This is a genomic window from Streptococcus infantarius subsp. infantarius ATCC BAA-102, from assembly GCF_000154985.1.
GTDB classification, from domain to species: domain Bacteria; phylum Bacillota; class Bacilli; order Lactobacillales; family Streptococcaceae; genus Streptococcus; species Streptococcus infantarius.
In genome coordinates, this window is sequence record NZ_DS572694.1 from 191,708 (window position 1) to 216,193 (window position 24,486).

The 24,486-nt window shown below is 38.0% G+C and carries 19 protein-coding genes and 2 pseudogenes; 11 read left to right on the forward strand and 10 right to left on the reverse strand.

Annotated features, from left to right (window positions below; all coding sequences use genetic code 11):
* Positions 1–7: 7 nt before the first annotated feature.
* From yidA to STRINF_RS08540, 3 genes are read left to right on the forward strand one after another with little or no spacing between them, the layout of a single operon-like run.
* Positions 8–817: a sugar-phosphatase gene (gene yidA, locus STRINF_RS08530; protein ID WP_006532713.1), complete on the forward strand. Its 810-nt coding sequence runs from the start codon at positions 8–10 to the stop codon at positions 815–817.
* Positions 817–2,034 carry an aminoacyltransferase gene (locus STRINF_RS08535; protein WP_006532714.1) on the forward strand — a complete coding sequence of 406 codons (1,218 nt, stop codon included), beginning with the start codon at positions 817–819 and terminating at the stop codon, positions 2,032–2,034. The genes yidA and STRINF_RS08535 overlap by 1 nt, the downstream gene beginning before the upstream one ends.
* Positions 2,031–3,209 (forward strand): aminoacyltransferase, encoded by a 1,179-nt coding sequence (locus STRINF_RS08540; RefSeq protein WP_006532715.1) that lies wholly within the window; start codon positions 2,031–2,033, stop codon positions 3,207–3,209. Before STRINF_RS08535 ends, STRINF_RS08540 begins: the two co-directional genes overlap by 4 nt.
* A gap of 96 nt (positions 3,210–3,305) precedes the next feature.
* On the opposite strand, the gene tpiA is transcribed toward STRINF_RS08540, so the two are convergent.
* The 7 genes and pseudogenes from tpiA to ppc form a co-directional block, all read right to left on the reverse strand.
* On the reverse strand, positions 3,306–4,064 hold the full coding sequence (tpiA, locus tag STRINF_RS08545; protein ID WP_006532716.1) for a triose-phosphate isomerase: 759 nt from the start codon (positions 4,062–4,064) through the stop codon (positions 3,306–3,308).
* Between the two features lie 189 nt (positions 4,065–4,253).
* Positions 4,254–5,450: an elongation factor Tu gene (tuf, locus tag STRINF_RS08550; protein ID WP_043878441.1), complete on the reverse strand. Its 1,197-nt coding sequence runs from the start codon at positions 5,448–5,450 to the stop codon at positions 4,254–4,256.
* 164 nt (positions 5,451–5,614) lie between these two features.
* Positions 5,615–6,586: an IS30 family transposase gene (locus STRINF_RS08555; protein ID WP_043878442.1), complete on the reverse strand. Its 972-nt coding sequence runs from the start codon at positions 6,584–6,586 to the stop codon at positions 5,615–5,617.
* Between the two features lie 84 nt (positions 6,587–6,670).
* Positions 6,671–7,631: pseudogene (locus STRINF_RS08560) on the reverse strand (anti sigma factor C-terminal domain-containing protein).
* Positions 7,615–8,124, reverse strand: coding sequence for an RNA polymerase sigma factor (locus STRINF_RS08565; protein ID WP_014294969.1), 510 nt, complete (start codon positions 8,122–8,124; stop codon positions 7,615–7,617). Before STRINF_RS08565 ends, STRINF_RS08560 begins: the two are co-directional and overlap by 17 nt.
* Before the next feature lie 70 nt (positions 8,125–8,194).
* Positions 8,195–9,475 (reverse strand): cell division peptidoglycan polymerase FtsW, encoded by a 1,281-nt coding sequence (ftsW, locus tag STRINF_RS08570; RefSeq protein WP_043878443.1) that lies wholly within the window; start codon positions 9,473–9,475, stop codon positions 8,195–8,197.
* A gap of 114 nt (positions 9,476–9,589) precedes the next feature.
* The gene (ppc, locus tag STRINF_RS08575) at positions 9,590–12,412 is read right to left on the reverse strand and encodes a phosphoenolpyruvate carboxylase (RefSeq protein ID WP_043878444.1); all 2,823 of its coding nucleotides are present in this window, start codon (positions 12,410–12,412) and stop codon (positions 9,590–9,592) included.
* A 312-nt stretch (positions 12,413–12,724) separates the two neighbouring features.
* Between ppc and pepF the strand changes: the two genes are divergently transcribed.
* From pepF to STRINF_RS08605, 6 genes are all read left to right on the forward strand, one after another.
* Entirely contained in the window at positions 12,725–14,524 is a 1,800-nt protein-coding gene (gene pepF / locus STRINF_RS08580; protein WP_006532723.1) for an oligoendopeptidase F, read from the forward strand.
* On the forward strand, positions 14,517–14,996 hold the full coding sequence (locus tag STRINF_RS08585) for a glutathione peroxidase (protein WP_006532724.1): 480 nt from the start codon (positions 14,517–14,519) through the stop codon (positions 14,994–14,996). The genes pepF and STRINF_RS08585 overlap by 8 nt, the downstream gene beginning before the upstream one ends.
* A gap of 148 nt (positions 14,997–15,144) precedes the next feature.
* Positions 15,145–15,999: a glycoside hydrolase family 25 protein gene (locus tag STRINF_RS08590; RefSeq protein WP_006532725.1), complete on the forward strand. Its 855-nt coding sequence runs from the start codon at positions 15,145–15,147 to the stop codon at positions 15,997–15,999.
* 67 nt (positions 16,000–16,066) lie between these two features.
* Complete coding sequence (locus STRINF_RS08595) at positions 16,067–17,056, forward strand: peptidoglycan recognition protein family protein (protein ID WP_006532726.1); 990 nt, start codon at positions 16,067–16,069, stop codon at positions 17,054–17,056.
* Between the two features lie 76 nt (positions 17,057–17,132).
* Complete coding sequence (locus STRINF_RS08600; protein ID WP_006532727.1) at positions 17,133–17,615, forward strand: aminoacyl-tRNA deacylase; 483 nt, start codon at positions 17,133–17,135, stop codon at positions 17,613–17,615.
* Between the two features lie 22 nt (positions 17,616–17,637).
* The gene (locus tag STRINF_RS08605) at positions 17,638–18,267 is read left to right on the forward strand and encodes a histidine phosphatase family protein (protein WP_006532728.1); all 630 of its coding nucleotides are present in this window, start codon (positions 17,638–17,640) and stop codon (positions 18,265–18,267) included.
* Positions 18,268–18,309: 42 nt separating this feature from the next.
* Here the strand turns inward: STRINF_RS08605 and STRINF_RS08610 are convergent, their stop codons facing one another.
* Positions 18,310–19,218: an HAD family hydrolase gene (locus STRINF_RS08610; protein ID WP_006532729.1), complete on the reverse strand. Its 909-nt coding sequence runs from the start codon at positions 19,216–19,218 to the stop codon at positions 18,310–18,312.
* Between the two features lie 328 nt (positions 19,219–19,546).
* On the opposite strand from STRINF_RS08610, the gene lysS reads away from it, so the two are divergent.
* Positions 19,547–21,037, forward strand: a complete 1,491-nt coding sequence (gene lysS / locus STRINF_RS08620) for a lysine--tRNA ligase (protein WP_006532731.1) — start codon at positions 19,547–19,549, stop codon at positions 21,035–21,037.
* Between the two features lie 71 nt (positions 21,038–21,108).
* Here the strand turns inward: lysS and STRINF_RS08625 are convergent.
* Positions 21,109–22,877: pseudogene (locus STRINF_RS08625) on the reverse strand (DHA2 family efflux MFS transporter permease subunit).
* Positions 22,878–23,034: 157 nt separating this feature from the next.
* On the opposite strand from STRINF_RS08625, the gene STRINF_RS08630 reads away from it, so the two are divergent.
* The gene (locus STRINF_RS08630; protein ID WP_006532734.1) at positions 23,035–23,574 is read left to right on the forward strand and encodes a TetR/AcrR family transcriptional regulator; all 540 of its coding nucleotides are present in this window, start codon (positions 23,035–23,037) and stop codon (positions 23,572–23,574) included.
* Positions 23,575–23,630: 56 nt separating this feature from the next.
* Here the strand turns inward: STRINF_RS08630 and STRINF_RS08635 are convergent, their stop codons facing one another.
* Positions 23,631–24,383 carry an HAD family hydrolase gene (locus STRINF_RS08635; RefSeq protein WP_006532735.1) on the reverse strand — a complete coding sequence of 251 codons (753 nt, stop codon included), beginning with the start codon at positions 24,381–24,383 and terminating at the stop codon, positions 23,631–23,633.
* Between the last annotated feature and the right edge of the window lie 103 nt (positions 24,384–24,486).

A 24,486-nucleotide genomic window follows, 5' to 3' on the forward strand; every position in this document is an offset into this window, starting at 1 on the left:
TAACCTTATGTCTATTAAATTAGTCGCTGTCGACATCGACGGCACACTTTTAACCAACGACCGTAAAGTAACGCCTGAGGTTTTTGAAGCTGTTCAAGAAGCTAAAAAACAAGGTGTTAAGGTCATTATCGCAACTGGGCGCCCAATTCCCGGTGTTCAGCCACTTCTTAACGAATTAAATCTAAGAGAAGAAGGCGATTATGTTATTACCTTCAATGGTGGACTAGTCCAAGATACGTCAACCGGTGAAAACATCATCACGGAAACCATGACTTACGAAGACTATCTTGATATTGAGTTCCTTAGCCGTAAATTAGATGTTCACATGCATGCCATCACGAAAAAAGGAATTTATACCGCTAACCGCAACATTGGAAAATACACGGTTCATGAATCAAGTTTGGTTAACATGCCAATTTTTTACCGCACTCCAGAAGAAATGGGCGATAAAGAAATTATTAAAATGATGTTCATCGATGAACCTGAAATCCTCGATGCAGCCATAAAAAAAATTCCACAAGAGTTCTTCGATAAATACACTATCGTTAAATCAACACCATTTTATCTAGAATTCATGAACAAAAAAGCCAGCAAAGGAAATGCCATCAAACACCTTGCTGAAAAAATGGGGCTTACTCCTGACCAGACTATGGCAATCGGCGATGCTGAAAACGACCGTACCATGCTTGAAGCTGTTGGTAACCCTGTCGTTATGGAAAATGGTACACCTGAGCTTAAAGAAATTGCTAAATATATTACAAAATCAAACGAAGAAAGTGGCGTTGCACACGCCCTTAGAGAGTGGGTCTTAAAATAATGTATAGCTATAAAATCGGTATCTCAGCTGAAGAACACGATAATTTTGCAAAAGCAAGTAACCAAACTAACCTTTTACAATCTTCAAATTGGGCAAAAATCAAGGATAACTGGGACAATGAACGTATTGGTTTCTACAAAGACGACCAATTAGTCGCTTCCGCTTCTGTCCTTATCAAAGCTTTGCCACTTGGCTTTACTATGCTTTACATTCCACGTGGACCAATCATGGACTACAGCGATAAAGAACTCGTTGCTTTCGTGATTAGCTCACTTAAAAAATATGGTAAAACAAAACATGCTCTATTCATCAAGATGGATCCAGCATTGTTATTAAAACAATACAAAATCGGTGAAGAAGTTGATGAAAACAAAGATACACTTCTTGCAATCGACAACTTGAAAGCAGCTGGTTGCGAATGGACTGGACGCACAACAACAATTGCTGAAAGCATCCAACCTCGTTTCCAAGCCAATGTCTACACACAAGAAGACATGACAACAACTTTCCCTAAACACACAAAACGTTTGATGAAAGACGCCGTTCACCGTGGTGTTATCACTACGCGTGGTACAATCGATGACGTCAAAGCTTTTGCTGATGTCGTTGCCCTTACAGAAAACCGCAAAGGTGTTGCTCTTCGTAACGAAGATTACTTCCGTAAAATGATGGAAATTTATGGTGATGATGCTTACCTACACTTGGCAAAAGTTAACTTACCAAAGCGTTTGGCTGAATACAAAGAACAATTGGCTAAAATCGAGAAAGACTTGTCTGAAACAGCTGAACACCAAAAGAAACGTTTGACAAAACTCACTCAACAAAAAAATTCTGTTACTAAATACATTAAAGAATTTGAAGAATTCGTTGAAAAATACCCAGATGAACTTATCATCGCTGGAATTCTGTCAGTATCATTTGGTAACGTTATGGAGATGCTTTACGCTGGTATGAACGACGAGTTCAAAAAATTCTACCCTCAATACTCACTTTATCCAAAAGTATTCGAAGACGCATATGCTGACGGAATCATTTGGGCAAACATGGGTGGTGTTGAAGGAACGCTTGATGATGGTTTGACAAAATTTAAATCAAACTTCAATCCAACAATTGAAGAATTCATTGGAGAATTTAACATTCCAGTAAATGGTTTGCTTTACAAACTTTCAAACTTGGCTTACAATATTCGCAAACAAAGGAGAAATAACCATCAATGAACTCTCTTGAGATTATCGATAAAAAAGTTTTTGAGACTTTTTACAACACCGTCTCTCACAAATCATTTATGCAATCGGTAGAGATGGCGGATTTATTAAAAAAACGTGGGTACCAAGTAACCTATCTTGGGCTAAAAGATGAAGAGACACTGCAAGTTGCTGCCGTTCTCTTTAGCTTGCCAATGACTGGTGGTCTCCATATGGAAATCAATTCTGGGCCCCTCTACCAAGAGGAAACCCTGCTAGAGCCCTTCTATGTAGCATTAAAAGACTATGCGAAAAAGAATGGCGCTATTGAACTAGTTATCAAACCCTATGATAACTATCAAACCTTTGACAGTGACGGCAATCCAATCAGTGAAGAACAGAGTCATTTTTTAGATACACTTAAAAACTTAGGTTATCAACATGATGGTTTCCAAACAGGTTATCCTGAAGGAGAACCTGTTTGGCACTATCTAAAAACTATCAAAGGAGATGACACAAAATCTCTACTAAAATCCTTCAACAAAAACTGTAGTCGCAATATTACTACTGCCCTAAACTATGGTATTTCCATCCGAAACATTACCAGAGAAGAAATCCCTCAGTTTAAACAAATTATCGAGGAAACTGGTAAGAGACAAGGTTTTGAGGATAAAAGTCTGAGTTACTACTATGATTTGTATGATAGTTTTGGTCCAAATGCGGAATTCGTAGTTGCTGAGATCAATTCAACAGCTGCCCTTGCTCACTTGGATCAGAAAATTTCCTTGCTAAATCCATCCGCTAAACAATATGAACAACAATTACAAAAACTAGAGAAACAAAAGAATATTGTTCAGGGAACTTTAGCTGGTAAAGAATCTGAAAACGTTCCTTTAGCATGTGCTCTCATAATCTATACCCCTTCGGAAGTCACTTATTTATTTGGAGGATCTTATACTAAATATCAGAAATTTTCTGCTGCTTTCTTGCTTCAATACCATGCAATGAAGCGTTCATTACAAAAAGGGATTACTTTATATAACTTCCTAGGCATTCAAGGAATCTTTGACGGGTCAGACGGTGTTCTTCGTTTTAAACAGAACTTCAATGGCTACATCGTTCGTAAGATGGGAACATTCCGTTATTACCCACATCCACTCAAATACAAACTTATCCATAATCTCAAAAAAATTCTTGGACGTTATTAAAAACAAAAGCTTGGAACATATGTTCCAAGCTTTTTAGCATAAAAAACTACCTGTCCTAAGACAAGTAGTTTTTAATATGACTTCAATGATTCTTGATTATTTTACAAAGTCAAGAAGAGCAAGGAAGCTTTCTGGTTGAAGTGATGCACCACCAACAAGGGCACCATCAACGTCTGGGCAAGCCATGTAAGCTGCAACGTTTTCAGGTTTAACTGAACCACCGTATTGAACGCGAACTTTATCAGCTACTGCTTGACCAAAGTCAGCTGCAACTGTGTCACGAACTACTTTACACATTTTTTGTGCGTCATCTTGGCTAGCTGATTTACCAGTACCGATAGCCCAGATTGGTTCGTATGCAATAACAAGTGAAGAAACTTGTTCTTCTGACAATCCAGCAAGAGCAGCTGAAACTTGTCCACCTACGAATTCAGCAGCTTTACCAGCTTCGTAAGTTTCAAGAGTTTCACCACAGCAGATGATTGGAAGCATACCATTAGCAAAGATTGCTTTAGCTTTTTTGTTGATATCTTCGTCAGTTTCGTGGAAGTATTCACGACGTTCTGAGTGACCAATTACAACGTAGTCAGTTCCCATTTCAGACAATACTTTAGGGCTGTTTTCACCAGTGAAAGCACCAGCGTTTTCAAAGTAGCAGTTTTGAGCAGCAACTTTAAGGTTTGAACCTTTAGCTGCAGCAAGAACTGTTGAAAGGTCAAGTGCAGGAGCTGCGATACCAGCTTCAACAAGTTCTGATGAAGGCAATTTAGAAGCTACTGCTTCAACGAATGCTTTAGCTTCTTCTGGATTTTTGTTCATTTTCCAGTTACCAGCGATAAATGGTTTACGTGACATTTCACATACCTCTTCTATTTTTATTTACCCCCTTATTTTATCATATTTTCAGCATCTTTTAAAGGTTCGAGGGGATTTTTACACATAATCATGAAAGAAATTGCAAAAAAAGAGCCCCTTTCGGGACTCTTTCCACAATTACTATCTGACTAATAATTGTTATCTGGGAACTTAATTAATTAACTAAAATTAAGCTTCGATTTCTGAAACGATACCTGAACCAACAGTACGTCCACCTTCACGGATTGAGAATGTAGTACCTTGTTCAACGGCGATTGGGTGAATCAATTCAACCTCGATAGTAACGTTATCACCAGGCATTACCATTTCAGTACCTGCTGGAAGTTCGATTGAACCAGTAACGTCAGTTGTACGGAAGTAGAATTGTGGACGGTAGTTGTTGAAGAATGGAGTGTGACGTCCACCTTCTTCTTTAGTAAGGATGTAAACTTCACCTTTGAATTTAGTGTGTGGGTGGATTGAACCTGGTTTAGCAATAACTTGACCACGTTCGATTTCATCACGTTGGATACCACGAAGAAGAACACCAACGTTATCCCCTGCAAGACCTTCATCAAGTTGTTTACGGAACATTTCAACACCAGTAACAACTGCTTTTTGGCTTTCTTCTTTAAGACCAACAATTTCAACTTCGTCATTAACACGAACAACACCACGGTCAATACGTCCTGATGCAACAGTACCACGACCAGTGATTGAGAATACGTCTTCGACTGGAAGAAGCAATGGTTTGTCAGTATCACGTTCTGGTTCTGGAATGTATTCGTCAACAGTATTCATCAAGTCCATGATGATGTCTTCATATTTAGAATCACCTTCAAGAGCTTTAAGAGCTGAACCTTGGATAACTGGAATGTCATCACCTGGGAAATCGTATTCTGAAAGAAGGTCACGGATTTCCATTTCAACCAATTCAAGCAATTCTTCATCGTCAACTAAGTCAATTTTGTTCATGAAGACGATAAGGTGTTTAACACCAACCTGACGTGAAAGAAGGATGTGTTCACGAGTTTGTGGCATTGGACCATCTGTTGAAGCTACTACAAGGATAGCACCATCCATTTGGGCAGCACCAGTGATCATGTTTTTAACGTAGTCCGCGTGTCCTGGAGCGTCGATGTGAGCGTAGTGACGTTTTTCAGTTTCGTATTCAACGTGTGCAGTGTTGATTGTGATACCGCGTTCACGTTCTTCAGGAGCAGCATCGATAGAAGCGTAGTCTTTTGGTGTGTTAACTGCGCTTGGAAGACGACGAGCAAGAACTGTTGTAATTGCAGCTGTCAAAGTAGTTTTACCGTGGTCAACGTGTCCAATTGTACCAATGTTAACGTGTGGTTTACTACGATCGTATTTTTCTTTTGCCATTTGGGTAAAAGCCTCCAATAAAATATATTTTATAGATAGACGGTAAGCAATACAGTCTAACTTTACCATACTATTTTAACAAATTATGTGGGAATTGCAAGTATTTTACTATTTTATTTATGATTTCTCTATTTCTTTATTTCGTGCTAAATTTCAAGTCCAAGTTAGCCAGTTTGTAAAAACTCTTTAGGAGATTTGTAATCTAGAATTTTCTTTGGATAGTTATTAATCCAATTTTCAATGAATGCGACTTGTTGTGGAGTCGCATTTTTGCTTCCTTTCGGTAACCAACGACGAATCAGCCTGTTATGGTTCTCATTGCTTCCTCTTTCCCAAGAAGAATAGGGATGAGCATAATAAATATGTTTAGGGTCAAAGACATCCTCTAAGCGACTGAATTCTGTCCCGTTATCTGCTGTGATAGAGTTAATTTGATAGTTTTTTAGAATGGCTTTCAAGGCCTGATTAACTGAAGTAGACGACTTGTCAGGAATAAGCCGAATAATTTGATAGCGACTCTTCCTGTCAGTCAGAGCAAATAAGCACTCGTTTTTAGCCCGTGTTTGAATAACAGTATCAATCTCAAAATCCCCTAGCTTCTCACGATTATTAATGCTCTCTGGTCGCTCCTCAATAGACTTTCCAGCAAGTTTAAAATTGGGGCTGACTTGTTTTTTCTTAGGGGTCGCCTTACGAGGATAAAGCATATCTGCTCTGGTTAGGCCTAGTTGTCCATGATGAATCCAATAATAAATGGTTGAGATAGAGACATTAATACCCTTTGTTTTGACTATCATTTCAGGAGAGTATTTCTGTTTGATGTAGTGGACAATATTTTCTCTGAGCTCTTTAGTTAGAGAAAGCCGCTTCACAGAACGTTTACGATTATTATCATAAGCATCCTGTGCAAAGTCAGCTGAGTAAACTAACTCGTATTTTCCTTTACGCACTTGTTGTCTGACTTGTCCGCTCTTGACTTCATTGTGAATGGTTTGAGGAGCTTTGGCTAATCTTCTAGCGATTTCGCGATTGGAATGACCTTCTTTGAGCCAACGTTCTATATTTCTACGGTCAGCTAGTGTTAAATGTTTCCATTTTGGTGTATAATAGTTCCTGCATCCCGGAGGCTTTCTAATGTTGTTGTGGTGATTACATTATATCTCTCTGAGATGTTTTTTGATACCATCAAGTGGCTAGCTTCATTTTAGAACTTTCATTCTTTATTTCGTAAGTGTGTGATATGGCTGAATTGTGACGCTCTGTCCGATATTCGAAGCGTAAATCCAATCCTTGTCTTCAAGCTGAGCAAAATTTTCAGCACGCCCAGTCAAGATAACCCCAGAAAAGGTTGCTGTTTTGTAATTTGAATTATTTTTCAAGTAAGTTTTAGCATCATCTTCTAATGACAATGTTTCATCTTCAATGCTATATCGAGAATCAACGACACCTGACTCAATCGCCTTTTTTAAATTTGACTTGAAGTTCTTAAAATCAGCCGCATAATCATTTATTGAAGACGGAGCGAAACCTAGTTGGGCATCTAGAGCTAAATTCGCTGTATCCACAGTACTCGATGTGCCAATCCAGTACCAATTGACCAAAAGGTTATCAGGGACCATGTCTGTAATTTCTTGATAGGTGTAAGGTTTATCAAATGTAATTGCTACTTCCACAGCCTGTCCAGTCATTTCTGCAACCTTACTAATATCTTGTGTGACTTCCATACTTACTGTCTTAGCGGAAGCATTAACATTATAGAAGATTGGTACTTTATAGAGATTGCCATGTGTATAGTTGGAGCTATTGCTATCTCCTTCTTCCAAGCCTTCATTTTGACTAGCTGACATAGGACCAATTATTGAATAATTTCCTTGATACTCTTCAAAAGGGACACTAATACCGTCAATATTTTTAGAACGGTGTGAATAAAAGGTCCCTGTAAATTCCGAATTTGCTTCAAAGCCCCAAGTGGTGTAGTCGATATTGGGATAGGCAATCTCTGACCTCAACAGATAGTTTTCTTTGACCATCTCTGCATGACGTTCTGTCAACGAACGTAAGCCTAAAAAGATAATCAAAGCACTAATCAACATCATACCAACACTAATCCCAACTGTTTTCAAGCGATTTTTTCGCTTATTTTTCGTAGCTAATTTTTTCAAAATCATTTGAAATCGTCATAATAATCCCCTTCTTTCTCTAATATTTTTTGCAAATCGCGTCGCCCTCGCATCAAATCAATCTTGGCTTTACTTGCTGAAATACCAAGAACTTGACAAATCTCCTTTATAGAAAGATTCTGGAAGTAATACAAATCAATCACCAAGCGATATTTTTCCTTTAACAAAGCCACGGCTTGATAAAGTGGTTCATAATCTGGGCTATCAAAAGCAATGACATTTTCATCCTTAAAGAATTCACGTTGTAAGATTTCCCAATACTTTTTATCACGCCGATAGCGGTCAATGTAGAGCCTAACTGCCACACGGTACATCCATGCCCGCATTTTCTCGAAAGGAAGGACAATCTCGCTTTCTAGCATTTTAACGAGAACATCTTGGCTAATGTCACGTGCATTTTCAGCACTAGCCCCCGATTTTTGCAAATAATAACTAATCTCCTCAGCGAATCCTAACAATTCCACCTCATAACCATCCAGCTTAATCCTACTCACCTCCCTTTTCACTTTTATAACGAATCACATTTCTTTTGGTTACAAAAAAACTCCCGCAAAGGGGAGATTTCTAATAAAAACTATCTAGGTCGATAACGTTGTCATCATATTCTTGTGTTATTTCCTTGGTTTTTAATTGTTCTTCTGCTTCGCGATAAATTTCTTCGCGTTTTTCATTAGCATCGATATTCAAAACAAAACCAACCGCTACCGACAAGACCAGGACACTATTTCCTCCCTGCGATAGGAATGGGAAGGTAACCCCTGTAGATGGAATCAAGCCTGAAATTCCACCGATATTAACGAAAGTTTGCATTAGAATCATTCCTCCGATTCCAAGAGCAATCATTGAGTTAAACGGATTTTTAGCCTTAATACCAACATGCATAATGCGCAAGATTAGGAAAAATAGCAAAGCTAGGATAAGGCTTGCACCAATCATGCCAAGTTCTTCCATCACGCCTGGGAAAACAAAGTCTGTGGTTGCTTCTGGGAGATAGCCACCTTTTTCGATAGAATTTCCAAGACCACGACCAAACCAGCCACCGTTACTCATCGCATAGTATGAATGCGCCAATTGGTGTCCTGAATCGGACAAGTCTTTAAATGGGTTATAAAAGGCGCTGAAACGTTTAGCAACATAACCAAAGACAGGAACTTTCCCCATCTTATCAACCCCGACAATAGCAATTATGCCAAGAAAGACTGTTGAGAAGGCTGTGATGGTTGCCAGAATAGCTGAAAACCAACGATAACCTACACCACTGATAGAATACATAATCAAACCAGTCAAAACGACGATAGCTGCATTTCCAAGGTCAGGCTGCGCCGCAACCAAAAGAACCATAACTAACGAATACACGCGCCAATCTTTCAAATCGCTAAGCTTAGTTGGCCACCATTTGCGCTTAGTCAAAGCTTGATAGTCATATGTTGAAATCAATTCTTGACGCCTTGCAAAAGTAAATGCTAAGAACCAAACAATGATGATTTTCAAATACTCAGCAGGTTGGAAACTAATAGGACCAATGACAATCCAACCATGGGCACCATTGACGGTCTTGGTAAAGAAACGTGCAATCAACAAGAGCACTACTTCTATCATCATGGTCATTGTCAAAACACGAGAGTTTTTCAAAAAGTTTAATTTTAACTTATATATAAAACTAATTGCAAATAGACTGATTAACCAAAAAACACCCTGGTTCAGTACTGACATAAAGGGATTCACACCATACTGAATCAGTGTCGCACTAGTTGTTGAATAAACAACAATCAGTCCAATTACTGAAAGGATTAAATAAGGCACTAGGATGGAATAATTTAGGAGATGCCTTTTATCAATTTTCATAGAGTCACCTATAATATCTTCGAATTTATCATATGACATTATATCATCTTTCTGGACTAAAAAAAAGTCAAAGTCTGAGAACTTAATCCCAGACCTTGACCTTGATTAAACATATCAGCCAGAATTACGTAATCCTGTGGCAATACCGTTAATTGTAGTGTGAATGAGTTTTTCGTAATCTTCGTCCAACTCATCATGGCGCAAACGTTTAATTAATTCAATTTGAATGTAGTTCAAAACGTTAAAGTATGGAATACGATAATCCAAACTTGCGCGAAGTGATGGATTTTCTTCCAACAAGTTATCATGTTTTTCAATTGCCAAGATAACATCTTTTGTCAATTGCCATTCGTCAAGAATAACATTGAAGACATTACGAACTTCTTCACTTTCAGCCAATTTAGAATATTGGAAAGCAATATTCATATTTGTTTTAGACAATACCATGTCTACATTTGAAAGAAGTGAATGGAAGAATGGCCATTTTTCATACATGTGTTGAAGTTTTTCAAGGTTTCCTTCTTCAGCATCGATGAAATGTTTGAAGGCTGAACCAACACCATACCATCCTGGAAACATGATACGACTTTGTGACCATGAGAATACCCAAGGAATTGCACGAAGACCAGAGATTTCTGTGATTGTCTTACGAGCAGCTGGACGTGAACCAATATTCAAGCTTGATACTTCTTTAATTGGAGTAGCTTCGAAGAAGTAATCGTAGAAATGTGGATTACCAAATACCAAATCACGGTAAACGCCATTTGAGTATGTCACAATGCCATCCATTGTTTCACGGAAAGTATCAATTTCATCTGGATTTGTAATCATACGAGTAACGATACGGCCAACTGTCGCTGAAAGCAACATTTCAAGGTTGTAGTAAGCAACGTCTTTATTTCCGTATTTGTTTTCGATGATTTCACCTTGTTCTGTCAAACGAATGCGTTCTTTAATAGAACCAAATGGTTGTGATGTGATTGCTTCATATGATGGACCACCACCACGACCGACAGTACCACCACGACCATGGATGAATGTCACTTTAATACCACGTTCTGAACCGATGCGAGTCAATTCATTTTGAGCTTTGTAAAGTGTCCATACAGATGATAGGTAACCACCGTCTTTGTTACTATCTGAGTAACCAAGCATGATTTCTTGGTAACCTTTGTTAGCTGTAACCCAACGACGAACGATATCATAATCAAGGAATTCTTCCATGATACCACGTGAGTTTTCAAGGTCTTTGATAGTTTCAAAAAGTGGTACGATTTGAACACGCGCTTTTTGGTTATCAAGAAGTCCAACTTCTTTAAGCATGATAGCCAATTCAAACATATCAGAAACACTTTCAGTGTGTGAAATAATGTGTTGTTTGATAACTTCATCACCTAATTTATCTTTAAGGTAACGAGCTGTTTGGAAGATAGCCAATTCTTTTTGAAGTTGTTCTGATTTTTCGGCATTTGTTGATGACAATGTACGTGGGTCTTCTTGCAATTCTTTAAGAAGGACTTTAACTTTTTCTTCTTCAGAAAGAGCGCTGTAGTCATCAACAATATTTGCTGATTTCAACAATTCTGCGACACAAGCTTCATTGACGCTTGAATCTTGACGCATATCGATTGTTGCAAGGTAGAAGCCAAAGACATCAACAGCTTGAAGCAACTCGCTAAAGTCACCTGTCAAGAGAGCATCGTCTCCATTATCAAGCAATGATTGTTTGATGATGAGCAAGTCGTCTTTAAATTCTTTAGCAGTTTTATAACTTGGAATTTCATCTTGAAGTTCTGATGAAACTTTATTAACTTTGTTTTGCAAATATTTAGCAATAACACTTGCGTTGTTAGTGTTTGCGTAAACGTCTGAACCAAGTTTACTATTTTCAAATGCATGACGTGAAATAGTTGGACCAGCTTTCAATTCAATCAATGTTTGAATCAATTTTGATTGGATATAGTTGAAAGCTTTACGGTATGGTTCATTTTCACGATAAATTGATTTATCGCTTGATAATTCTGCCAAACGTTCAACTTCAGGGCTGATTTTAGTCAACGTTGTTGAAAGTGAGAATGTTCGGTAAAGACCTGTCAATTTTTCAATGTAGTAATTGATGATGACTTCACTTTGAACAGTAGCTGACAAACGAAGAGTTTCAGCAGTTACGTATGGGTTACCATCACGGTCACCACCAATCCACATACCCATTGTGATAGGTTTTGGATTTGTAAGGTCGATACCTTTTTCAGCAGCCAAACGTTTGTACTCTGACGTCAACTTAGTAATCGCTTGGATTAAGGATCCATTGTAATATTCCATTACATTGGTAATTTCATTTTTTACCTTAAGTTTTTTCTCACGAATGATGTCCGTTTGCATGATGATTTCAATGTAACGGCGTAAGTCAGTGTACCATTTATCACGATTAACTACTCCTGCTTTCACATCACGGTATTTACGCAAAAGGTCGTGAATATGGTTTGTTAATTCAAGGACCGTTTTACGTTGAACTTGTGTTGGGTGAGCAGTCAATACAGGTACAACATTTACGTTTTCAAGGATTTCTTTAGAGTTTTCACTTTCTGAAACCATGTCAACAGTCATAGAGAGTTTGCCAAGATAATCCTGATTTGTATTATTTTGGTAGTTGATTTCATAAGCAAAGTCAACGTCTTCAGAAATGTTGATTAACAGTGGCAAAATTGAAAAATAACGAGACACAACAACCATCTCTTCGTTGGTCAACTGAGCTACTAGTTCTTCAAGTTTGCCATATTCATCACTTGCTGACAATTTAACAATGTTTTGAATTTTAGCGAATACCTCATCACCAACCATTTGATGGGTTGTTTCATCGAGTAAGCTTTTTAGTACTTTGACTTCCTCGGTAATGATCGACTGGGTATCATTGTTCTCCAGTTTTTGGATTGTCACACTCTTCACTCCTTTTTTGTTCGGATTTTAATCCTTTATTACAAGCGTACTACTTAATCATACCACTTTTTACGGAAAATGTAACCCAATTTCTATAAATTGCACATTATTTTATATAATTTTCTGACTTTTTTAAATAAACTTGTTGGCCAGAATTTCTGACAAAGCTTGTTAGATAAGCAATGTCACCGCTTTACTAAAAAACAAGCTTGGATTAAAAATTTTTTTAAGAAAAGTGGTGGCTCTCTTTTCAGTTAACCACTTTTTTCTGATATACTGTTCCATAATAATGTTATAAGAAGAGGTACAACCATGGAATTAAAACACCGTTCTGAATTTCCTGAAAATGAACTGTGGGATTTAAGCGCTCTTTACCAGGACCGCGAAGATTTTCTACGTCATATCGAAAAGACACTAGAAGATATTAATCTTTTCACGAAAAACTACCAAGATAAACTTTCAACTGTCGATGACTTTACTCGTGCACTTTATGAAATCGAGCAAATCTACATTGAGATGAGTCACATTGACAATTACGCTTTTATGCCACAAACGACAGATTTTAGCAACGAAGAATTTGCTCAAATTGCCAAAGCTGGAGCTGATTTCTTTACCAAAGCTAATGTAGAACTCAGCTTCTTTGACACTGCTCTTGCTACTGCTGATTCTGATATTCTTGATGCTCTTGAAGCAAACCCACATTTTAGCACAGCCATTCGTCAAGCCAAAATCAAGAAAAGTCACTTTATCTCTCCAGAAGTTGAAAAAACACTGACTAACCTTGGTGAAGTTTTTAGCGCTCCGCAAGATATTTACACTAAGATGCGTGCAGGTGACTTTGAAATGGACGATTTTGAAGTTGATGGTAAAATCTATAAAAACTCTTTCGTCACTTACGAAAACTTCTATCAAAACCATGAAAATGCTGACGTTCGTGAAAAAGCTTTTCGTTCTTTCTCAGCAGGACTTCGCAAACACCAAAATGCAGCTGCTAGCGCCTATCTTGCCCAAGTCAAATCTGAAAAACTTATCGCCGATATGCGTGGCTATGACTCAGTCTTTGATTATCTTTTAGCTGAACAAGAAGTTGACCGTGCCATGTTTGATCGACAAATCGACCTTATCATGACTGAATTTGCTCCAGTAGCTCAAAAATATCTCAAACACGTTGCCAAAGTCAATGGTCTTGATAAAATGACGTTTGCTGACTGGAAACTTGACTTGGACGCTGAACTTAATCCTGAAGTTACTATTGATGATGCTTATGATTTAGTCATGAAATCTGTGGCAGCTCTTGGTCAAGAATACGCAAACGAAGTCTCTCGTTTTAGAAAAGAACGCTGGGTTGACTTTGCTGCTAATGCCAACAAAGATTCTGGTGGCTATGCTGCTGACCCTTACAAAGTTCACCCCTATATCCTCATGAGTTGGACAGGTCGTATGTCTGACGTTTACACACTTATTCATGAAATTGGGCACTCTGGTCAATTTATCTTCTCAGATAATAACCAAAGCTACTTCAACACACATATGTCAACTTATTATGTTGAAGCCCCATCAACTTTCAATGAACTGCTTTTAAGTGATTATCTTGAAAAACAATTTGATAATCCTCGTCAAAAACGCTTTGCGCTAGCACACCGTTTAACAGATACTTACTTCCACAACTTCATCACACACTTATTGGAAGCTGCTTTCCAACGTCGTGTTTATAACTTGATTGAAGAAGGGAAAACATTTGGTGCTGAACAGCTTAACAACATTATGAAAGATGTCCTAAGTCAATTCTGGGGTGATGCGGTTGAGATCGATGACGACGCTGATCTCACTTGGATGCGTCAAAGTCATTACTACATGGGACTTTACAGCTACACTTACTCAGCTGGTATGGTGATTTCAACTACTGGTTACCTTAACCTGAAAAACAATCCAAATGGTGACAAAGATTGGCTTAATTTCTTAAAATCTGGCGGTTCACGCACACCGCTTGATACTGCAAAATTAATCGGTGCTGATATCTCAACAGCTCGACCACTGCGCGACACTATCCAATTCTTAAGTGATACTGTCGACCAAATCATCACTTACACAGAGGAGCTCAACCATGACTAATCTCTACGACTTCACCGTCAAAGCACAGGACGGCACTGATATTTCTCTTTCAAAATACCAAGGCAAGGTTCTTTTAGTTGTTAATACAGCAACTGGATGTGGCTTAACTCCACAATACGAGGGCTTGCAAAAACTCTACGATACTTATCATAACAAAGGCTTTGAAATTTTAGATTTTCCTTGTAATCAGTTTATGAATCAAGCGCCTGGAACTGCTGATGAAATCAACACTTTCTGCACGCTAAATTATCAGACTACGTTCCCACGTTTTGCTAAAATCAAAGTCAATGGTAAAGAAGCCAATCCACTTTATGACTGGCTAAAAAGTCAAGCAAAAGGACCTCTTGGCAAGCGTATTGAATGGAATTTTGCCAAATTCCTCATTGACCAAAATGGAAATGTCGTCAAACGCTTTTCTGCAAAAACAGAACCTGAAACAATTGTTACAGAACTAGAAAGCCTTTTCAAATAACATACCCCAGAAAAGCTTATTGCAAAGGCTTTACTGGCGTTACTGACTTTCGTGATGTCCATAGATAGTTTGTTAAAAAATATGACAAATTGGTTACAAAATGATCATTGTTTTGATTTTTGATTCTTTTTACGCTAAAATATGACTAATGAGAAGACGATTAAAACCAATTGTTGTTGTAGTTTTCTTTGCCCTGTTTGGGCTGCTTCTCGTGATTGGTAAAGCTCACTCTGACGGCTTACGAAAGCAACAACTGGCTTCGGCTAAGGCTTCTATCCCAACTATGAGTAGCTCAAGCACGACCCCTACTACATCAACTTCAGAAACTGATGAAGAATTCGTTCTTAATCCGATTATCGATGTTTCAGGTTGGCAACTACCAAATGAAATTGATTATGACACTTTATCTCAAAATATTTCTGGTGCTATTGTACGTGTCTATGGAGGGTCACAAATCAGTAAAGATAGCAACGCTGCCTATACAACTGGTATCGATAAATCGTTTAAGACACATATTAAAGAATTTCAAAAACGAAATGTTCCTGTAGCCGTCTACAGTTACGCCCTCGGAAAAAGCGTCAAGGAAATGAAAAATGAAGCAAGGACCTTCTACGAAAATGCTTCACCTTACAAACCTACTTTCTACTGGATTGACGTTGAGGAAGCGACTATGTCAGACATGAATAAAGGTGTACAGGCATTCTTAAGCGAATTAAAACGACTTGGAGCTGAAAAAGTTGGTATCTACATTGGTACTTACTTCATGACTGAGCAAGAAATCTCTGTTGACGGTTTTGATGCCGTATGGATTCCTACTTATGGTTCTGACTCTGGTTACTATGATGCCGCTCCACAAACAGACTTGGATTACGATCTTCATCAATATACATCACAAGGTCATCTCGGCGGATTTGATTCTGCTCTTGATTTGAACCAAATCGCCGTTACCAAAGATCGAAAAGAAACGTACGAAAAACTTTTCGGAAAAGCTGATAACAAATAAAGGACTAGCATTTTGATTTTGCTAGTCTTTTTATTTTTCTTTAAGCCAATCAAATTATAATTTAGGCATGACAATAAAGAAACATCTCTCTCGGAGGAAACGACATCAAAACTCAGTTTACCTAAACATTTCTGTCTTAGTCATTTCCTTTGCTGCACTTATAATCTTTTTTTCTAAACTATTCTTTTCTGGAATTATTACACACGCGCTTGATCAAGGCTTGGATTTGTCATCACCTAGCAACTACACTACGTCTCAAACAGCCACTGTCTCAGGCACTAAAGCTAATATTTACACAAAGAATGGCTCAAGCACCAGTCTTCCAAAAGACACCGAGTTATCTATCGATGCTTATTATTACAAAGCTAAAATCAATGAAAAAGAAGTTACCCTTGCAGAATTTGATATGAATGGTGAAACTTACTATATCGACACCAAAGATATTTCACTACAGCAAACAAACGCCATCAACCAATATATTGCTGGGACACTTACCTATTCACACAACGAGATTACAGATAGTATTGAAAAGAGCTTTGAACAAAGCGCTTATAAAACCTCTGATGGTAAACCTCGTGGAATCATTATTCACGATACTGGCGTTGATGATTCAACTATCCAAAGTGAAGTGAACTATATGGTTCAAAATTATGATGAAGAAGGCATTTTTGTCCATTCTTTCATCGACGATGCAACCATTCTTCGTATTGCTGATGAAAATTACGAAGCTCAAGGCGCTGGTGCCAAAGCCAATCCTTACTACATTCAATTTGAATTAACACATGAGGATTCTCAAAAAGGCTTCGCCGAGCAACTAGCAAACGCAGCTTATTATACTGCCTACATGTTCAAAAAATATGACCTTCCTGTAACACTTGGTCAAGAAGATGGCGAAGGAACCATTTGGACACATGAAATGGTCAGCCTTTACCTTGGTGGTACTGACCACGTTGATCCAACTGATTACTGGACAGAAACCGCTAATGATTATTTCGGTACGGACTATGACGTCGAAGATTTTGTCGAACTCGTTCAAGCTTATTATAATGCTCTCTAAAAGGTGCAAACTTGTACCTTTTTTATTTTTTAGTAAAATAGTAATTGACTAATGAATAGAAAGATTGAGAGGGAAAATGGCAAAAAAAGCAAATTTAAAAAAGACACTTGTTGACCAAATTCTGGACAAGGCAAAAATCGAACACGACAGTTTAGTAATCAATGCACTTGAGGGAGACTTACCAGATGACATTGAAAAATCTGATATTTTCAAAACCCTTGCTTTAACAGGTGACAAAACAGGTCCTCTAATCGGAATTGTTCAAATCACCGAACATCTTTCTGAGAAAAAATTAGCCAAAGTTTCTGGCAACAAAAAAGTCAGCATGATTCCACAAAAAAATCTTCAAAAAACGACTGGCTACATTCACGGAGCAAATAATCCTGTCGGTATTCATCAAAAACACAATTTTCCGATTTTCATTGACAACCGTGCTTTAGAAATGGGTACGATGATTGTTTCTGCTGGTGAAATTGGACGTTCTATCCGCATTGACAGTCAAACCTTGGCAGATTTTGTTGGTGCCAGCTTTGCTGACTTGATTGACGATTCACATTAATTTTTAGATTGGAAAGTAACTGATGAAATTTTATTTTGTACGTCATGGTAAAACACAATGGAACTTAGAAGGACGTTTCCAAGGAGCAAATGGTGACTCCCCACTCTTGGAGGAATCCGTCCATGATTTGGAAAAATTAGGTGATTATCTCCAAGATGTTAAATTTGATGCCGTTTTTTCAAGCGATTTAAAACGTGCCAGCGATACCTGCAAGATTATCATGTCACGCAGCCGCTATCCAAAGCCAATCAGCTTTCAACCCTCGCTGCGTGAATGGCATCTTGGAAGATTGGAAGGCAGCAAAATTGCAACGATAACATCTATTTATCCTCAACAAATGCAAGCTTTTCGACATAATTTAGCTAAATTCGATAATGATGTATTTGACGCTGAATCTGTTTATCAAACCACTAAACGCGTTGAGTCATTCATTAAATCAATGAAAAATCAACCTTATCAGAATGTCTTGTTAGTTGGGCATGGTGCTAATTTTACCGCCTCTATCCGTACTTTATTAGGATATGAACCACCCGTTCTCCGTGCCCAAGGCGGACTTGATAACGGTAGTGTGACGATTTTAGAGACCAAGGATTTTAAAACCTTCACTTGCCTAAAATGGAATGACACATCTTATAAACAAAAGAAATCTTAAAGACAAAAACTCTCCTAAATAGCGTTTAGGAGGGTTCATTTATTAGTTATTTCTTGCGTATTTTAGGCGCAAAACTTTTTCTTGTTGTTTGTCCAAACGAAGCAGGATAACAACTTTATCAATACTCATGTTACTTTCAAGCAGACGTTCTGCTGCCATCATCAATCCGTTATTGATACCCATTTCAAGAATTGGATTTTTCTTGTCATTGACATCAAAGATGAATTTATTATCAGGAAGGTCAAAGAGAACTTTCACAGCTCCGAACAATTGTTCAAAGTTATCAATAGCAACATCATAAACTGGTTTGATACCAGGTTTCAAGCTACGACCACGGTGGTTAAACCACATTGAGTGCCAGCCACCATTGAAAGCACCGACAACGTCATTGTCATATGAATCACCGACGTAAAGTGTTGTTGCAGGGTTCATGTCAAATTGCTCAGCAGCAAGGTTGAAAATCTCTTTTTCTGGTTTTTGGAATCCAGTCGCTTGACTGACAAGGACACGTTTTGGATCAACATAATCATAAAGACCAAGTTTTTTAACTTTTTTCAATTGGTGTTCCGTTGGTCCGTTCGTGATAATTCCCATTGGAATGCCTTTTTCTTTAAGAAAATCAAGCGTCATGCGCATCTCATCAAGCATTGTGATATTTTCCAATTCTTCTTCATAGATTTCTTGAAAATGCACGCCAGTTGCTTCATCGATTTCACGGTAACCAAATTCTAACAAGGTTTCCTTGCAACGCCAAAAACGGAAATACTCAGTTGTCCACTCACCTGCCATTACACGCGGAAATCCAACATCTGAATAATGACGGAAACGAATATAAGCCTGATTGATTTTACTCATATCAAAATCAGGGAAACATTTCTCAACGGCAATGCGATAAGGTGCCTGTTGGTCATAAATCGTATCATCAACATCAAAAACAATTGAAGTAATCATGAATCTCTTTTCTCTCTATTAATTCTTACCGTCACATATTATACTATTTTTTAGCCTTCTTTTCAATCAAAGACAAGAAAACAAAGCTGATACAAAAGTGATTAATCTCTTTGTTTGTGTCGTTATATTTACAAGACATGGTGTTTTGGACTTTGACAAGCTGAAAATAGCCCCGTTTTAAGTCGGCAACAAAAAAACTTGCTAAAAAATCGAACTTTTTTTCGAAACTACCAATTTTTGTCTGACTCCCAAGCAAAGCACGCAAAAATAAGGTGTATTCTAGCCTCTTTTATGATACAATAGGAAAGAATACTTATTGGAGGAAAACATGTCAAACGAACACATTGAAGAATTAAACGACCAACAAATCGTGCGTCGTGAAAAAATGGCAGCTTTGGCTGAACAAGGCATCGATCCTTTCGGAACTCGATTTGAACGCACAGCTACTTCTGGTCAATTAAAAGAAAAATACGCTGACAAAACTAAGGAAGAATTGCATGAAATTAACAAGACAGCTACTATCGCTGGTCGCTTGATGACTAAGCGTGGTAAAGGTAAAGTTGGTTTTGCGCACATTCAAGACCGCGACGGTCAAATCCAAATCTATGTCCGCAAAGATGCTGTCGGTGATGAAAACTATCAAATTTTCAAAAAAGCAGACCTCGGTGATTTCCTCGGTATCGAAGGTGAAATCATGCGTACAGACATGGGTGAATTGACAATCAAAGCAACTCACATCACTCACTTGTCTAAAGCACTTCGTCCACTTCCAGAAAAATTCCACGGACTTACAGACGTTGAAACAATCTACCGTAAACGTTACCTTGATTTGATTTCAAACCGTGAAAGCTTTGAACGCTTTGTCACACGTTCAAAAATCATCTCAGGAATCCGTCGTTACCTTGATGGACTTGGCTTCCTAGAAGTTGAAACTCCAGTTCTTCACAACGAAGCTGGCGGTGCTGCTGCTCGTCCATTCGTTACTCACCACAATGCGCAAGACATGGATATGGTTCTTCGTATCGCTTTGGAACTTCACTTGAAACGTCTTATCGTTGGTGGTATGGAAAAAGTTTACGAAATCGGACGTGTCTTCCGTAACGAAGGTATGGATGCAACTCACAACCCTGAGTTCACTATGATCGAACTTTACGAAGCATACGCTGACTTCAAAGATATCATGGACATCACAGAAGGTATCATCCAAAATGCTTCTGCTGCTGTTAACGGTAACGGACCTATCACTTACCAAGGTACTGAAATTGCTATCGACCAACCATTCAAACGTATCCACATGGTTGACGCTATCAAAGAAGTTACTGGTGTAGACTTCTGGAAAGAAATGACTCTTGAAGAAGCTCAAGAACTTGCTAAAGAGAAAAACGTTCCAGTTGAAAAACACTTCACTTCAGTTGGTCACATCATCAACGCCTTCTTCGAAGAATTTGTTGAAGAAACATTAATCCAACCAACATTCGTATACGGACACCCAGTTGAAGTATCTCCACTTGCTAAGAAAAATGCAGAAGATACTCGCTTCACTGACCGTTTCGAACTCTTCATCATGACTAAAGAATACGGTAACGCTTATTCAGAGCTTAACGATCCAATCGACCAATTGTCACGTTTCGAAGCTCAAGCTAAAGCTAAAGAACTTGGTGATGACGAAGCAACAGGTGTTGACTACGACTACGTCGAAGCCCTTGAATACGGTATGCCACCAACAGGTGGACTTGGTATCGGTATCGACCGTCTTGTCATGCTCCTTACAGATACAACAACAATCCGTGACGCTTTGTTGTTCCCAACAATGAAATAATTTAGCGAAAAGATTATAGAATAAAAACCACTAGCTAAGCTAGTGGTTTTCCTATACTCAAATTTCCTCCATCACTCTTTCACTTTTTTATCTGTCAGGTAAGCGAGTGGGCTTGTGATGAGGACGATTAGGGATGCGATGATGAAGACTTGGTTAAAGGCTCGGCTAAGATTTTTATTTTTAGAGTCTTTAATCTTTTGGAAGGTATCGGTTAGTTCTTCTTTTTGGGCTAGGAGTTGGATTCCTTGTCCTAGTTGCGCTTGCCCTTGGCTTAAAGGTGTTAAGGCTGAGCTGATTTGTTTTGGAAGATTGACTACGACTTTTTCTGAGCCTACGACTAATTGACTATTGGCATCATAGAGTTTTCGATAATCACTGCCTTTCTTAGGGAGAGGAAGATTATCAGTCTTTGTAGCCGCAGCTTTGACCTTCGTCAGCATTTGATTTTGTTTTTTAGAAGAATCAGTGGTCTTGCTTGTAGATTCAAAGATTTCTTTGATTTCCATTTTAACGACAGATTTCACCGAGTCAGATAAAACATGCTTATCAATTTGAACATAAGCATAATGTCTGATATTATCCCTAGCCGTGTTAATATTAGCATTCAAAATAGTCACAAGTAATGCCATACCAATCTCTTGCCCAATATATCTTGAAGCGTCGACAATCCCAAAACCAATTCCTGCTTTAATAACAGGAAGGTATCTTACAGAAGCAGTCATAGACATCGCCATAAATCCTAAACCAAGACCAATAATCACATTACAACAAATAATAATAGCTTCTGAAGTTTCAAATTGAACTAAGCTTAGCATAAAAAGTCCAGCTGCTGTGATAAACATCCCAATACCAATAAGAAGTTTCGCAGAAAGTTTTTGGTACATTTTGGTTGCTAGAGGCATTCCCAAAGCAATCGCTAAAGAGGTTGGCACGATGAGATAAGCTGAATGAAGAGCGCTATAGCCACGAACATTTTGAAGGAAGTAATTCAAAATCAATGACGGTACAATAATTGCAAAACCAAAAATCATGTAAATGATGCTTGAGGCTGTAAAGATCTTTTCTTTGAACAGTGACAGTTCAATAATCGGTGATTTTACTTTTTCTTCTACAAAAATTAACAAGATTAAGCCAACTAAACTAATGGCAAAGCTTATAAAATGATAGTTGACGTCCAACCATATTCTCTTCCTTCTAGAAGACCAAATGTCAAACCTCCTAAGGCACAAGTCAAAAATACCATACCAAGCCAGTCAATTTCTTTAGCAATACTAAAATCATAAGATTCCTCATTGCCAACTAGAATAAGCACAAAAGAAATCAAAGCAATTGGAATATTAATTCCAAAAATCCAATTGTAGCTTGCCCAATTAATGATAAAGCCACCTATGACTGGACCGCTTGCTGCAGCCAAAGCGCTGAATGCACCTATAACTGCTGTTACCTTACTTGTGTTTGCTTTTCCAAAAAGTGCAATCCCCATTGGTAAAACAATCGGTGTCAAAATTCCCCCACCGATTCCTTGGAAAAATCGGAAAGCAATTAAAAAACTTAGCGAATTTGCCATCATGCAAGCAAATGAAAAGACTCCAAATATAGCAACACAAATCAGCATAACTAATCTACGACCATACAAATCAGCGAGCTTAGAAGCTGTAATAATAAAAGCAGCCATTGCCAAAACATAAATCGTTGAAACCCAGCTCGTATCTGTCAAACTAGAATTGAGATGCTTCATAATGTCTGGTAAGGCAATATTAACGATAGTAGCATCCAAAGCTCCCATAAACATGGCAAGAACTAATCCGACGAACCCAAATACTTTTCTTGTCTTTGACATATTCCTATCCTTTCTTCATAAAAACTCATACCCCATTATGCTTCAAAAAGCTTAATACGATAAGTCAACGCTTTAACATTTTACGAAAAAATAATACAATATTAACAAATCAAAAACCATGACAGATTTTAATAATGTGTTTAATTAAGGGAAAATTATGACGATTAATCGAAAAACAAGCAGCGTTGAAAGCCTAAAAAACGCCCTTATTGAATTGCTTTTTGACAAAACTTATTCAGAAATCACAGTCGCTGACATTGCCAAAAAAGCTGGTGTTAGCCGCGGAACTTTTTACCAGCATTCTCTTGATAAAGATGACCTAGCAACAACCATCAGTGACGAAACTTCCGAAAGATTCAGGAATATTTTATCCAAAGGAAATCTTGATAAGCCAGATAAAATCCTCGAAAGTCTAAAGTGTATTAAAGATGATGCCAAACACTTCAAAGTCATCTCACAAGCGCCTCATGTGCAATTTTCAAAAACTGTTCGTGTACTACTAGAACGATTGGTCACAACAAATGTTAATCTCAAAAAAAGAATCAAGCAAAAAAGTAAAACAACTGATGATTTGATTATTGAAGCCTTCTGTGCCTCTTTTGAGCGAATCATTTCCGCATGGATTGAAAGTGACTTTAAAAAAAGCCCAGAAGAAATCAGCAATATTATCGTCAAATTGGAAGAATTGTTTTTGTGAGAGAAAGCCACATAAAAACTGCACTTCGATGTTAGAAGTGCAGTTTTTTCATTCTCTCACCCCACCAACTCACTGATATCATTAATCAATTTAGCATTCATGGTGTTAAGGTTTTGGATGTCTTCTTTGCTGTATGGGAAGGTGTTTAGCAAAATGCCATCCATGCCTGCTGCTTGTGCGATTGCCATGTCGCTGGTGAAGTCGTTGCCAACCATGACACTTTCTTTTGGATCAAGCTGATTTTCTTTTAGGACAAGGTTCATAAAGTCAACTTGCGGTTTTTTCATTTTGTGGTCAGACGAGATGTAAATCTTATCCAAAAATTCTCTGCATCCTGTCATTTCAATCTCTGCTTGGGTAAATGCACGCTGAGCATTTGAAAGTAAAATGACCGTAGCTCCTGCTTCTTTTAATGTTTTCAAAGTGGCTAGCGTATTTTCGTAAACTTGCAATTTTTTGCGTGACAGCATTCTAAAGATCTGGGCAATGAGATTTCCCCAAGTTTCTAAATCAAGAATGATACTATCTGTCGCATGCTTGCGCGGTGCTTCAAGCATAAGCTCGATAAAAACCACTACCAAATCAACTTCAACGTGCTGCCATGAATAGTGTTTGCGCAGTTTTTCTTCTTGGCATTTGATTAGCTCATCATAATTAGCTTTCAGCTCATTGGCTGAGTAAACGGCACCATATGCACAATACAGCTCTGCCATTTTTTGCCAAAGCGCTAAGTCAGCCTCATCTGTCTCAATATCCACCAAAGTGCCGTAAAAATCAAAAATATAATTCTTATACTGTAAATTTGTCATTTGACCTCACCTTATGATTACGTTTACAAAGGTTATTATAGTGAAAAATAAAATATTTGACCAGTCCCAGCCGCAAAAAAAAAGCCGACAGATCATAAAAGAT

What these genes read in the sequence shown, in the direction of transcription:
- STRINF_RS08590 (WP_006532725.1), top strand. Translation starts at nt 15,145, where the DNA reads ATGAGAAGACGATTAAAACCAATTGTTGTTGTAGTTTTCTTTGCCCTG.
- STRINF_RS08540 (WP_006532715.1), top strand. Translation starts at nt 2,031, where the DNA reads ATGAACTCTCTTGAGATTATCGATAAAAAAGTTTTTGAGACTTTTTAC.
- STRINF_RS08630 (WP_006532734.1), top strand. Translation starts at nt 23,035, where the DNA reads ATGACGATTAATCGAAAAACAAGCAGCGTTGAAAGCCTAAAAAACGCC.
- STRINF_RS08535 (WP_006532714.1), top strand. Translation starts at nt 817, where the DNA reads ATGTATAGCTATAAAATCGGTATCTCAGCTGAAGAACACGATAATTTT.
- lysS (WP_006532731.1), top strand. Translation starts at nt 19,547, where the DNA reads ATGTCAAACGAACACATTGAAGAATTAAACGACCAACAAATCGTGCGT.
- ftsW (WP_043878443.1), bottom strand. Translation starts at nt 9,475, where the DNA reads ATGAAAATTGATAAAAGGCATCTCCTAAATTATTCCATCCTAGTGCCT.
- pepF (WP_006532723.1), top strand. Translation starts at nt 12,725, where the DNA reads ATGGAATTAAAACACCGTTCTGAATTTCCTGAAAATGAACTGTGGGAT.
- yidA (WP_006532713.1), top strand. Translation starts at nt 8, where the DNA reads ATGTCTATTAAATTAGTCGCTGTCGACATCGACGGCACACTTTTAACC.
- STRINF_RS08610 (WP_006532729.1), bottom strand. Translation starts at nt 19,218, where the DNA reads ATGATTACTTCAATTGTTTTTGATGTTGATGATACGATTTATGACCAA.
- tpiA (WP_006532716.1), bottom strand. Translation starts at nt 4,064, where the DNA reads ATGTCACGTAAACCATTTATCGCTGGTAACTGGAAAATGAACAAAAAT.
- STRINF_RS08600 (WP_006532727.1), top strand. Translation starts at nt 17,133, where the DNA reads ATGGCAAAAAAAGCAAATTTAAAAAAGACACTTGTTGACCAAATTCTG.
- STRINF_RS08605 (WP_006532728.1), top strand. Translation starts at nt 17,638, where the DNA reads ATGAAATTTTATTTTGTACGTCATGGTAAAACACAATGGAACTTAGAA.
- tuf (WP_043878441.1), bottom strand. Translation starts at nt 5,450, where the DNA reads ATGGCAAAAGAAAAATACGATCGTAGTAAACCACACGTTAACATTGGT.
- STRINF_RS08585 (WP_006532724.1), top strand. Translation starts at nt 14,517, where the DNA reads ATGACTAATCTCTACGACTTCACCGTCAAAGCACAGGACGGCACTGAT.
- STRINF_RS08595 (WP_006532726.1), top strand. Translation starts at nt 16,067, where the DNA reads ATGACAATAAAGAAACATCTCTCTCGGAGGAAACGACATCAAAACTCA.
- STRINF_RS08635 (WP_006532735.1), bottom strand. Translation starts at nt 24,383, where the DNA reads ATGACAAATTTACAGTATAAGAATTATATTTTTGATTTTTACGGCACT.